General features: G+C 71.3%; 10 protein-coding genes. 2 read left to right on the forward strand and 8 right to left on the reverse strand.

The genetic code is table 11. The annotated features are described in order from the left end of the window. Positions 1-3 precede the first annotated feature (3 nt). Entirely contained in the window at positions 4-582 is a 579-nt protein-coding gene (locus tag OHA73_RS16055; protein ID WP_267070493.1) for a response regulator, read from the forward strand. Between the two features lie 73 nt (positions 583-655). Here OHA73_RS16055 and OHA73_RS16060 read toward each other — a convergent pair whose 3' ends face one another. Then, entirely contained in the window at positions 656-2,545 is a 1,890-nt protein-coding gene (locus tag OHA73_RS16060; RefSeq protein WP_266719755.1) for an AMP-dependent synthetase/ligase, read from the reverse strand. A 256-nt stretch (positions 2,546-2,801) separates the two neighbouring features. After that, positions 2,802-4,673, reverse strand: coding sequence for a translation elongation factor 4 (lepA, locus tag OHA73_RS16065; protein WP_267070492.1), 1,872 nt, complete (start codon positions 4,671-4,673; stop codon positions 2,802-2,804). Between the two features lie 232 nt (positions 4,674-4,905). Between lepA and rpsT the strand changes: the two genes are divergently transcribed. Next, positions 4,906-5,172: a 30S ribosomal protein S20 gene (rpsT, locus tag OHA73_RS16070; RefSeq protein ID WP_266719751.1), complete on the forward strand. Its 267-nt coding sequence runs from the start codon at positions 4,906-4,908 to the stop codon at positions 5,170-5,172. 298 nt (positions 5,173-5,470) lie between these two features. Here the strand turns inward: rpsT and holA are convergent, their stop codons facing one another. The 6 genes from holA to OHA73_RS16100 all read right to left on the reverse strand — a co-directional run bounded on the left by holA (position 5,471) and on the right by OHA73_RS16100 (position 12,632). After that, positions 5,471-6,460, reverse strand: coding sequence for a DNA polymerase III subunit delta (gene holA / locus OHA73_RS16075; RefSeq protein ID WP_327655380.1), 990 nt, complete (start codon positions 6,458-6,460; stop codon positions 5,471-5,473). Between the two features lie 166 nt (positions 6,461-6,626). After that, positions 6,627-6,872, reverse strand: coding sequence for a hypothetical protein (locus tag OHA73_RS16080; RefSeq protein ID WP_266719747.1), 246 nt, complete (start codon positions 6,870-6,872; stop codon positions 6,627-6,629). 49 nt (positions 6,873-6,921) lie between these two features. Further along, on the reverse strand, positions 6,922-7,803 hold the full coding sequence (locus OHA73_RS16085) for a YceI family protein (protein WP_327655381.1): 882 nt from the start codon (positions 7,801-7,803) through the stop codon (positions 6,922-6,924). Between the two features lie 155 nt (positions 7,804-7,958). Then, a complete protein-coding gene (locus OHA73_RS16090) occupies positions 7,959-10,538 on the reverse strand; it encodes a ComEC/Rec2 family competence protein (RefSeq protein ID WP_327658470.1) in 2,580 nt (859 codons plus the stop codon). Positions 10,539-10,594: 56 nt separating this feature from the next. Continuing rightward, positions 10,595-11,611, reverse strand: a complete 1,017-nt coding sequence (locus OHA73_RS16095) for a ComEA family DNA-binding protein (RefSeq protein WP_327655382.1) — start codon at positions 11,609-11,611, stop codon at positions 10,595-10,597. 172 nt (positions 11,612-11,783) lie between these two features. Beyond that, the gene (locus tag OHA73_RS16100) at positions 11,784-12,632 is read right to left on the reverse strand and encodes a DegV family protein (protein WP_266719739.1); all 849 of its coding nucleotides are present in this window, start codon (positions 12,630-12,632) and stop codon (positions 11,784-11,786) included. Positions 12,633-12,681: the final 49 nt, after the last annotated feature.

Genomic DNA, 12,681 nt, shown 5'->3' on the forward strand with positions numbered 1-12,681 from the left:
AACATGACCACTGCAGAGTCCACTTCGGCGGATCGGGCCAGCATCCTCCTTGTCGACGACATGGAGGACAACCTGACCGCCCTCGAAGCCGTGCTTGGACCGCTCAACGAGCCGCTGGTCAGGGCCCGTTCGGGCGAGGAGGCGATGAAGGCGCTGCTGCGCAGGCAGTTCGCCGTCGTCCTCCTGGACATCCGGATGCCCGGCATGGACGGCTTCGAGACGGCGACGAACATCAAGCGCCTCGACCAGACGAAGGACGTCCCGATCATCTTCCTGACGGGCACGGAGGCCGACACCGGCTACGCCTTCCGCGGCTACGCGACCGGCGCCGCCGACTACCTGACCAAGCCCTTCGACCCGTGGGTGCTGCGCGCGAAGGTGACGGTCTTCCTCGACCTGCACCGCAAGAACCGCCAGCTGCAGCGCCTCTTGGCGCGCGAACACCAGCAGTTGGACAATCTCGCGGCCCGCATGACGACGATGGAGCGCCGCCTGGCCGAGGACGAGAACCCCGATGTGCGGGAACTGCGCCACGACATCGGGGAGATGAAGGAGACGCTGCGGCTGGTGCGCCGGGGTTAGGGCCCTTCTGGCGAACCTTGCAGAAGGACCCTGGGACTCCGAGGCGCTTCGACCGCGGCGTCTCCTCGGGGCGTCAGCCCTCGCGGCTCCCGGAGTACATCTCGTCGAGGAGCGCCTTGTACTCACGCTCGACGACCGGGCGCTTCAGCTTCAGGCTGGGCGTCAGCTCGCCGTGCTCGATGTCGAGGTCGCGCGGCAGGAGCTTGAACTTCTTGATGGTCTGCCAGCGCTGCAGGCCCTCGTTGAGCTCCTTCACGTAGCCCTCGACGAGCTGCACCGTCTGCGGCGCGGCGACGACCTCCGCGTAGGAGGAGCCGCCGAGGCCGTTCTCCTTGGCCCACTCCAGGATCGACGGCTCGTCGAGCGAGATGAGCGCCGTGCAGAAGTTCCGGTCGGCGCCGTGCACCAGGATGTTGGAGACGTACGGGCACACGGCCTTGAACTGGCCCTCGACCTCGGCGGGCGCGATGTACTTGCCGCCGGAGGTCTTGATGAGGTCCTTCTTGCGGTCGGTGATCCGCAGGTAGCCGTCGTTCGACAGCTCGCCGATGTCGCCCGTGTGGAACCAGCCGTCGGACTCCAGGACCTCGGCGGTCTTGTCGGGCAGACCGTGGTAGCCCTCCATGATGCCGGGGCCGCGCAGCAGGATCTCGCCGTCGTCCGCGATCCGCACCTCGGTGCCGGGCAGCGGCTTGCCGACGGTGCCGGTGCGGTAGGCCTCACCGGGGTTCACGAAGGAGGCGGCGCTGGACTCGGTCAGTCCGTAGCCCTCCAGGATGTGCACTCCGGCGCCGGCGAAGAAGTAGCCGATCTCCGGAGCGAGCGCGGCAGAGCCGGACACACACGCCCGCAGCCGCCCGCCGAAGGCCTCCCGCAGCTTGCTGTAGACCAGGCGGTCGGCGGCCTTGTGCTTCGAGGCGAGCTTGAACGGCACCGAGGCGACGCCCGTACGCCGGAAGTTGTCCTGGCTGACCTTCGCGTACTCGCGCGCGACACCGGCAGCCCACTGGAAGATCTTGTACTTGGCGGAGCCGCCGGCCCGCGCCTTCGCGGCGACGCCGTTGTAGACCTTCTCGAAGATGCGCGGCACGGCGGCCATGTACGTCGGCTGCACGATCGGCAGATTCTCGATGATCTTGTCGACGCGGCCGTCGACCGCGGTGACGTGCCCGACCTCGATCTGGCCGGACGTGAGCACCTTGCCGAAGACGTGCGCGAGCGGCAGCCACAGGTACTGCACGTCCTCGCCGCTCACCAGCCCGGTCGACGCGATGGCCTTCGCCATGTACGACCAGTTGTCGTGCGGGAGCCGGACGCCCTTGGGCCGCCCGGTGGTGCCGGAGGTGTAGATGAGCGTGGCGAGCTGGTCCTTCTGGATCGCCCCGACCCGCTCCTTGACGACCTCAGGGTTCTTCTCCAGGTACGCGGCGCCGCGCGCCTCCAGGTCCTCAAGCGTGAGCACCCAGCCGTCGGGGTCGCCCGCGTCGGGCACGACCCCGGTCGCGTCGATCACCACGACGTGCCGCAGCTCGGGCAGCTCGGCGCGACGCGCCCGCGCCTTGGCGAGCTGCGCGGCGTCCTCCGCGACCATCACCTTGGAATCGGAGTCGGACAGGATGAACGCCGACTCCTCCTCGTTGGTCTGCGGGTACACGGTCGTGGTCGCCGCGCCCGCGCACATGATGCCGAGGTCGGCCAGGATCCACTCGACCCGCGTCGAGGAGGCGAGCGCCACCCGCTCCTGCGGGCCCACGCCCAGCTCGACCAGGCCGGCGGCGATGGCGTACACGCGCTGCGCGGCCTGCGCCCAGCTCAGCGACTTCCAGTCGTCGGGGCCCGTGCCGGTGGCCGAGGGCACCGGATAGCGGTAGGCCTCGGCGTCCGGTGTCGCTGTCACGCGCTCCAGGAAGAGGTTCGCCACGGAGGGCGGACGGTTCTCGATCAAGGTCTGTGTGTCGCTCACGACGTCCTCCGGGGCCCGCGACAGTGCGGCTTGTCTCAGACTGCGCGGCTGGTTGATACGAGGCTTGTTTAACTGGCGAGTAACCATGGGGCAGTGATCAGGGTAAGGGTCACCCGCCTGCCGCGTAAGGGGCTCCGGCCACCGACTTCATCGGGCTCACCCCTACGTCCTCACCCCTCACAGGGCCCACACAAAAGCGGTGGGCCCGCCACGCGCGACGCGTGCCGGGCCCACCGCCGAAGGGCAGCTCCGCGGGCTACTTCTTGGTCTTGGAACCGCCGCCGTCGTCGCTGGAGAGCACGGAGATGAAGGCCTCCTGCGGCACCTCGACGGAGCCGACCATCTTCATCCGCTTCTTGCCCTCCTTCTGCTTCTCGAGCAGCTTGCGCTTACGCGAGATGTCACCGCCGTAGCACTTGGCGAGGACGTCCTTGCGGATGGCGCGGATGGTCTCGCGGGAGATGACCCGGGAGCCGATGGCCGCCTGGACGGGGATCTCGAAGGCCTGCCGCGGAATGAGCTCCCGCAGCTTGGCGACCAGGCGCACCCCGTACGCGTACGCGGCGTCCTTGTGCGTGACGGCGGAGAACGCGTCGACGCGGTCGCCGTGCAGCAGGATGTCGACCTTCACAAGATCGGAGGCCTGCTCGCCGGTGGGCTCGTAGTCCAGGGACGCGTAACCGCGGGTCTTGGACTTCAGCTGGTCGAAGAAGTCGAAGACGATCTCGGCGAGGGGCAGGGTGTAGCGGATCTCCACCCGGTCCTCGGAGAGGTAGTCCATGCCGAGGAGGGTGCCGCGGCGGGTCTGGCAGAGCTCCATGATCGCGCCGATGAACTCGCTGGGCGCGAGGAGCGTGGCGCGCACGACGGGCTCGTAGACCTTGTCGATCTTGCCTTCGGGGAACTCGCTCGGGTTGGTGACCGTGTGCTCGGTGCCGTCCTCCATGTCCACGCGGTAGACCACGTTGGGGGCGGTGGCGATGAGGTCGAGCCCGAACTCGCGCTCGAGGCGCTCACGGATCACGTCGAGGTGCAGAAGCCCCAGGAAGCCGACGCGGAAGCCGAATCCGAGCGCGGCCGAGGTCTCCGGCTCGTAGACCAGTGCTGCGTCGTTGAGCTGCAGCTTGTCGAGGGCCTCGCGCAGGTCCGGGTACTCCGAGCCGTCCAGCGGATACAGGCCCGAGAACACCATCGGCTTCGGGTCCTTGTAACCGCCGAGGGGCTCGGTCGCGCCCTTGTGCAGGGAGGTGATCGTGTCACCGACCTTGGACTGACGTACGTCCTTCACGCCGGTGATGATGTAGCCCACCTCGCCGACGCCGATGCCGTCGGCCGGGGTCATCTCGGGGGACGACACACCGATCTCGAGCAGCTCGTGCGTGGCCCCGGTCGACATCATCCGGATCCGCTCGCGCTTGTTGAGCTGGCCGTCGACGACTCGTACGTACGTCACGACGCCCCGGTACGAGTCGTACACCGAGTCGAAGATCATCGCGCGGGCGGGCGCGTCCGCGACACCGACCGGCGGCGGGACCTCGGCGACGACCTTGTCGAGCAGCGCCTCGACGCCCATGCCGGTCTTCGCGGAGACCTTCAGCACGTCGTCGGGGTCGCAGCCGATGAGGTTGGCGAGCTCCTCAGAGAACTTCTCCGGCTGGGCGGCCGGGAGGTCGATCTTGTTGAGCACCGGAACGATCTTGAGGTCGTTCTCCATCGCCAGGTAGAGGTTGGCGAGAGTCTGCGCCTCGATGCCCTGCGCCGCGTCGACGAGGAGGATCGTGCCCTCACAGGCCGCGAGCGAGCGCGAGACCTCGTACGTGAAGTCCACGTGGCCCGGCGTGTCGATCATGTTGAGGATGTGGGTACTGCCCTTGTCGGGCCCCTCGGTCGGGGCCCAGGGCAGCCGCACCGCCTGGGACTTGATCGTGATGCCGCGCTCTCGCTCGATGTCCATCCGGTCGAGATACTGAGCACGCATCTGCCGCTGCTCGACCACACCGGTCAGCTGGAGCATCCGGTCGGCGAGCGTCGACTTGCCGTGGTCGATGTGCGCGATGATGCAGAAGTTGCGAATCAGAGCCGGGTCGGTGCGGCTCGGCTCGGGCACATTTTTAGGGATCGCGGGCACGCAGGGTCCTGTCTCTTGAGGCCTTCTGCCTCAGGTCGGCCTCGGTTGGGATCAATACGTAGCCTCCATGGTCCCATGAGCGGGGCGCTGTGCTCGGTTTGGGCCGCCTGGATGACGGCTGATACCGTGGGCAGCTGTGTCTCTTGCCCTCTAAGCCGAGGCACGCACTCAGTGACAATCACCGGTACGGGACCTTCGCGGATCCGTGCCTGAACCTGAAAAGGCTCATTTCGTGGCGAACATCAAGTCCCAGATCAAGCGGATCAAGACCAACGAGAAGGCTCGGCTGCGCAACAAGGCCGTGAAGTCCTCCCTCAAGACCTCGATCCGCAAGGCCCGCGAGGCCGCTGCCTCCGGTGACGTCCAGAAGGCCGTCGAGGCGCAGCGCGTTGCCGCGCGTCAGCTCGACAAGGCCGTCTCCAAGGGCGTCATCCACAAGAACCAGGCCGCCAACAAGAAGTCGGCGCTTGCTTCGAAGGTCGCGTCCATCCAGGCCTGACCTGAACTGAACTGCCGTCGGTAGGACCCGGGCGGGCCCTCTCTCTCCGCCCCCGACCGACACCCAAGAGCCCGCACGCGATCTGCGTTCGCCACGCGGGTGCGGGCTCGCACAACGCTTGACCCGATGCCCCGCCCTTTCCAAGGGCGGGGCATCGGTGCGTTCCGATCCAGCCCGTCCGGCGTTTGAGGACACGGCCGAAGGCCGACAGGGGTCTGGGGCGCAGCCCCAGGGACGGGACGGGAGGGGAAGGGGCGGCGGGGGCGACTTCCCGCAGTGCCGCGCTGACGCTGACGCGCTACCCGCGCCCCTGCGCCCGGGCGGCCCGAGCCACCGTCACCACAGCCTTCTCCAACGCATACTCCGGATCATCCCCGGCCCCCTTGACCCCCGCATCGGCCTCGGCCACCGCCCGCAACGCGACAGCGACCCCGTCCGGCGTCCACCCCCGCATCTGCTGCCGCACCCGATCGATCTTCCACGGCGGCATCCCCAGCTCCCGCGCAAGATCCGCCGGCCGCCCCCCGCGCGCGGACGACAGCTTCCCGATCGCCCGCACCCCCTGAGCCAACGCACTGGTGATCATCACCGGCGCCACCCCGGTCGAGAGCGACCACCGCAGCGCCTCCAGCGCCTCGGCCACCCGCCCCTCCACGGCCCGGTCGGCGACGGTGAAGCTGGACGCCTCGGCCCGCCCCGTGTAGTACCGCCCGACAACGGCCTCGTCGATGGTCCCCTCGACGTCGGCGGCGAGCTGCGACACCGCGGAAGCCAGCTCCCGCAGATCACTCCCGATGGAGTCGACGAGCGCCTGGGAAGCCTCGGAGGTGGCGGACCGCCCGAGCGCCCGGAACTCGCTCCGTACAAAGGCCAGCCGATCCGAGGCCTTCGTCATCTTGGGACAGGCGACCTCCCTGGCCCCGGCCTTGCGCGCCGCGTCCAGCAGGCCCTTCCCCTTGGCGCCACCGGCGTGCAGCAGCACCAGCGTGATCTCCTCGGCGGGCGCGCCGATGTACGCCTTGACGTCCTTGACCGTGTCCGCGGACAGGTCCTGCGCATTGCGTACGACGACGACCTTGCGCTCGGCGAACAGCGAGGGGCTGGTCAGCTCGGCCAGCGTCCCCGGCTGCAGCTGATCGGAGGTGAGGTCCCGGACGTCGGTGTCCGCGTCCACGGCGCGCGCGGCCGCCACGATCTGCTGCACCGCGCGGTCGAGCAGCAGATCCTCCTGTCCCACCGCGACGGTGAGAGGAGCGAGCGGTTCGTCGTTTGCAGTCTTCCTGGCCATCGCGCCAAGCATCCCACGCGCCACTGACAAGCCCGCCCCTACTGAACGAAGCCGGGGCCGGGCTCACGGGTCCTGGCGCAGGGCTCACTGGTCCTGGCGTGGGGCTCACTGGTCCGGGGCGTAGGGCTCACTGGTCCGGGGCGCAGGGCCGACGAACCCAGCAGCCCTACGGTTCCTCGCGCCAGCCCTCCCACTCGGCCGCGAACCCGTCCAGCTCATCGGCGGACAGCCGCTCCGTCGCGTCCTCCACGACCAGCAGCCACTGCGCGTCCTCGGCGTCGTCCTCACCGGCCAGCGCGTCCCGTACGAGCTGGGGTTCCTCGGCCACCCCGAAGCGCTCCTTGAGCGCCTCCGCGGCCTCCTCTGCGGCGTCCCGGTCGGGCAGCACCAGTACGTGTCTCACATCGCTCACGCCACCATTTTCCGGCACGCCGGCGGCAGCGCCGCACGGGGTCAGCGGGTCACCTCTTGGGCACGACCTGTATGTCGAGGTCGATGCGGACGCTGGAGCCGACGACGGCGATGCCCCGCGCCAGCATGGTCTGCCAACTCACGGTGAAGTCGTCACGGTGCAGCTCCGTGCTCGCGCGACAGGCGGCCCGGGTCTCACCCTCCATGCCGGTGCCCACGCCCAGGTACTCGGCGTCCAGCGTGACCGTCCGGGTCACACCGTGCAGCGAGAGCGCCCCGGTGATCGCCCAGCGGCTGCCGCCCTTGTGCACGAAGCGGTCGCTGTAGAACTCCAGCGTCGGGAAGCGCTCGACGTCGAGGAAGTCCCCGGACCTGAGGTGGTCGTCGCGCATCTTGACGTTCGTGTCGATGGACGAGGCGTCGATGACGACATGCATCGCGGAGTCCTCGACCCGCTCGGCCACCCGCAGCACACCGGCGAACGTGTTGAACCGGCCGTAGACCCGCGCCATCCCGATGTGCCGCGCCGTGAACCCGATCGACGAGTGCGTCGGCTCGAGCTCCCAGTCCCCCGGCTTCGGCAGCGGCGGCGGCGCGGACACCTGGAGCGTCACGTCACCGAGCGCCGCCTGCGCACCCTCGGCCACCGTGGCCCCGCCACGGAACGGCGCGTACCCCTCGGCCGACACCGCGAGCCGGTAGTCCCCCGCGGGCACGGTCGCCACGAACGAGCCGAACGGGTCGACGCCCCCGCTCACCACCTTGCGCCCCATCGCGTCGTTCACCTGGAACTCGGCGCCGCGCACCGGCTCGCTCACGGCATCGATGATCCGGCCGCTGAGCACCCCCGCACCCGGCGGCACCGCCCTCCCCCCGAGGGAACTCGAATCTACTGACCGGTTAGTACGGTTTCTCCATCGGAGGCCGAACATGTCCTACCCACCCCAGAACGCCTGGACAACTACCTGATCTACTGCATTCGACAAGCATTCGATCATCGTGGGTAGTTTCGAGGCAACATGCGCCCACATGACAAGAACACCGCCGTGAGCGGCGCCTGAGCAGCACCTGAGCGGCATCGGCCGTGCTACGGGAACACCCGGAGCTCCCCACCGCCCCCTCCCACGACCGCGACCGCCCCCTCCCGGTCAGTCCTGAGCACGGCCGCACCGCGCGCCCGCAGCGCCGCCAGCGTGCTGGGTGCCGGGTGGCCGTACGGGTTGTCGCGGCCCACCGAGATCAGCGCGACGCGGGGCGCGGCCCTGCGCAACAGCTCCGGATCCTGGTACGCCGAGCCATGATGGGCGACCTTGAGCACGTCGACCGGGGGCAGCCGAGCCCCGGCGGGCGTTCTCAACAAGGCGCGCTGCGCCGGTGGTTCGAGGTCGCCGAGGAGCAGCAGGGTCAGCCCCGCGACGCGGACGAGCAGGGTCACGCTCGCGTCGTTCGGCCCGTCCGGAGTCGGGGCCGGGTCCGGCGGGGGCCACAGCACCTGCCAGTCGAGCGGCCCCGCCCTGCGCCGCTCCCCCGCCACGGCGCGCACCACCGGGACCCCGCGCCGGGCGGCCTCCCTCCGCACGAAGGCCACCTGGTCCGGCGGCTCCTCGAACCCGCTCGTCTCGATCTGCCCGACGGCTCTTCCCCGCAACACCCCCGCGAGCCCGGCCACATGGTCCGCGTGGAAGTGCGTGAGCACCACCGCCGGGACCCGGGTGACGCCGAGTGAGCGCAGGCACCGGTCGACAAGCAGCGGGTCGGGGCCCGCGTCCACCACCACCCCGGTACCCGCCCCCGCCGCGAGCACCAGGGCGTCGCCCTGCCCCACATCGCACATGGCCAGGCGCCAGCCGGACGGCGGCCAACCCGTGACACCCCGCACGAGCGGCGCGGGCCGCGTGATCACCAGCACGAGCAGCAGCGCGCAGACCCCGCAGATCCACGGCGACGCGAGTGCTCTGCGTCCCACGAGCACGAGAACCGCCGTGCCGAGCGCGAGCAGCGCCCCGCCGCGCCAGCCACCCGGCCAGTCCATCCCGCTACCGGGCAGGGCGGCCCCGGTCCTGGCGAGGTCCGCGATCCACCCCGTGGGCCAACCGGCGCACCAGGCAAGGGACTTCGCCACCGGCATCGCGAGCGGCGCCATCGCCAGCGCCGCGAACCCGAGCACGGTCGCGGGCGCGACCGCGAACTCCGCGAGCAGATTGCACGGCACCGCCACCAGGCTCACCCGCGCCGCCAGCACCGCGACGACCGGAGCGCACACCGCCTGCGCGGCAGCGGCGGCCGCCAGACCCTCGGCGAGCCGTGCGGGCACCCCGCGCCCGCGCAGCGCCGCGCTCCACCGCGGCGCCAGCGTCAGCAGCGCACCTGTGGCGAGCACCGACAGCAGGAACCCGTAACTCCGCGCCAGCCACGGGTCGTACAGAACAAGCAGCAGCACCGCCGTGGCCAGGGCGGGGATGAGGGATCTGCGGCGCCCGGTGGCCACGGCGAGCAGCGCGATCAGCCCGCACGACGCCGCCCGCAGCACGCTCGGCTCGGGCCGGCACACCACCACGAAGCCGAGCGTGAGGGCCCCACCGAGCACCGCGGTCGTCCGCAACGGCAGACCGACCCGGGGAGCGAGCCCACGCCGCTCGACCCGTTGCGCCGTGCCGGGCGGGCCGATCAACAGGGCCAGCAGAATCGTGAAGTTGGCCCCGCTGACCGCCATGAGGTGCAACAGATCCGTCTCCTCGAAGGCGGCATGCAGCTCCGGAGTTACACGCGCCGTGTCGCCGACGACGAGCCCGGGCAGCAGTGCGCGCGCGTCCGCGTCGAGCCCGCCGGTGGCCTCGCGCAGCCCCGCCCGCAGCTTCCCGGCCACCCGCTGCGACCGGCTCGGCGCCCCCACGACCCGAGCCCGCTCCCCACTCCCGACCCGCAGCGCCGCCGCGACCCGGTCCCCCGCGACCATCGGCGGCGCGAGACTCCCGCGCACCCGCACCCTGGTACTCGGAAGCACCGACAGCCATGAACTGCCGCGCACCTGCGACGACTTGCCGGGTGCGGGCGGAGACGCGGGCCCACTTTCCCTCCTCTCGCCACTGCCTCCTCCTTCCCTGTCGCCTCTGTCTTCGCTGTCCCCCTTGCCTCCCCCGCCCACCACGACCAGCACCGGCGCCCGCGTCCGCGCCGTACCCCCGTCCGGGCCCGTCACCCGCACCACGTCCGCCTCCACCAGCACCGACGTCGGCGCCGCGTGGTTCCCGCTGATCCTCGGCCGGGTGAGCCGGGGATCGGAGGTCACCTCCAACTCGACGTCCACACGGGCGAATTCGGCCCCGAGCCCGGGCACGGGACCGCGCCGCAGGTCGGCCCCGTGCAGCCCGGCGGAGGCCGCGGCCGCGGCGGTGCACAGGAGCAGCGCCGCCGCCGACGGACCACGCCAGGGCCGCGCCGGGCGCCCGGCCCCACCACGCCCCACGACCAACAGCCCCGCCCCACCGACCGCACACGCCACCGCCACGAGCCCCGCCCACCACGGCGAACCGGTCACCGTCAGCGCCGCCGTGCCCCACGCCGCGAGCGCGGGCGGCACCAACCTCAGGTCCAGCGGCCCCTCTTGGCGAGGATGCGCATCGCCGAGCCGCCCCACCGTGGACAACGCCTCCCGGCCACCCCGCATGACCGGCCGATTCACGACCGGGCGAGGTATGACTGGCCGATTCACGACCTGGCGACTCATGGCCGTACGGCATTCTGCAGATCTTCGAAGCGCCGATCACCGATGCCATTGACCTCACGCAGCTCGTCGACGGAGCGGAAACCGCCGTGCTCCGTGCGGTAGTCGACGATGTGCTGCGCCAGTACGGGGCCGACGCCCGGCAAGGTGTCGAGCTGTTCCAGGGTGGCCGTGTTGAGGCCGATCGGGCCCGCCGGAGCCGACGCCCCAACGGGCGCTCCCGACGGAGCCGCGGCCGCTGCCGCCGCCGGCGCGCCCACCACGACCTGCTCACCGTCCACGAGGAGCCGCGCCCTGTTGAGCCCCTCGGTGTCCGCACCGGGGCGCAGCCCACCGGCCGCCCGCAAGGCGTCCGCGACCCGGGCCCCGGCGGGCAGTCGCTGGATCCCCGGCCTCCGCACCTTTCCGCGGACGTCCACGACGACCCCGGTGGCACCGCTCGCCACGAGCCCCGGTCCCGACCCCGGCCCCTGCCCCACCGCCGCGGGCGAGGCCCCGCCGCCCGGAGGCCCCACGGCTCGCGGCGCCGCCGCCCGCACCGTCTCGGGCGCCCGCACCGGCTGCGTACGCCCCGCCCAGAAGTGCTGCACGGCGAAGAGCCCCACCACGCCGACGAGAACGGCCAGCGCCAGGGCACCGCGCCGCTCGACCCCGCACCGCGTCTGCACCCACAGCGGCAACCGGTCCCGCAGAGCGAACGCCGCCCGCTCGCGCCGCGAGGGCGCAGGGCCCTGATCCTGCGCAAGCGCCGGGCCCTGCGAGGGCGCCAGGTCCCGGTCCTGCGCAAGCCCCGAGGCCTGCCCCTGTGCAGAACCCGAGCCCTGCACCGGCTCCACCAACGCCCCCGGCGGCGCGAACAGCGCCTCCGCCCGCACCCGCGTCCGCTCCGCCTCGACGCGCCTGCGCCGCGCGCGCCGCCGCACCACGTGCCGCTGCCGGGCGCGACTGTCCGAAGCGGGGCCGCGCCCCGGCCCACTGGATGCGTGTGCCGTCCGTGTCCGTGATCGAAGTTCCATGTCACGAGACGGTAGGCACCGCGCCACCGGCACGTGGATCTTGCTCAATTCCCGGGGAAAACCCGGCAGTTGTGGAAAACTCCGTCACCCACGCGACTGACGGATCAGGCAAACACGCGGCCAACGGAACAGGCACGCACGCGACCGCCGGACCGGCCAAACAGCCACCGCCCTACGTCCGCGGCGAGACCACAGCCCCCAGCAACCCCGGCCCGGTGTGCGCCCCGATCACCGCGCCCACCTCACTGACATGCAGCTCGGCCAGACCCGGCACATGCTCGCGCAGCCACTCCGCGAGCGCCTCCGCCCGCTCCGGCGCGGCCAGATGGTGCACGGCCACGTCCACCTGCGCGCTGCCCGCCCGCTCGGCCGCGATCTCCTGCAACCGCGCGATCGCCTTCGACGACGTGCGGACCTTTTCCAGGAGTTCGATGCGGCCGCCGTCGAGCTGGAGCAGCGGCTTGACCGCGAGCGCGGACCCGAACAGCGCCTGCGCGGCGCCGATCCGGCCGCCCCGGCGCAGATAGTCCAGCGTGTCGACGTAGAAGTACGCGGAGGTGCCCGAGGCCCGCTTCTCCGCCGCGTTCACCGCCTCGTCGACGGTGCCCCCGGCGTCGGCCGTCTCCGCCGCCGCGAGCGCGCAGAAGCCGAGGGCCATGGCCACCATTCCGGTGTCCACGACGCGCACCGGGACCGGGGCCTCGCGCGCGGCCAGTACCGCGGCGTCGTACGTCCCGGAGATCTCGGCGGACAGGTGCAGCGAGACGATGGCGGTGGCGCCGGACTCGGCCACCTTGCGGTAGGTCTCGGCGAACTGCTCCGGGCTGGGTCTCGACGTCGTCACCGACCGGCGCTTCTGCAGCGCCTCCGCGACCGAGCGGGCGGAGATCTCCGTACCCTCTTCGAGCGCCCGGTCACCCAGGACCACGGTCAACGGCACCGCCGTGATGCCGTGGCGCTCCATCGTCCGCTGCGGCAGGTAGGCCGTTGAATCGGTGACGATCGCGACATGGCGGGACATGCACCGGAGATTACCTGCCACGGTCTCCCGGCGGCAGCCCGGCCCCTGC

Origin of the sequence: Streptomyces sp. NBC_00483, from assembly GCF_036013745.1 — a bacterium.
Lineage (GTDB): Bacteria > Actinomycetota > Actinomycetes > Streptomycetales > Streptomycetaceae > Streptomyces.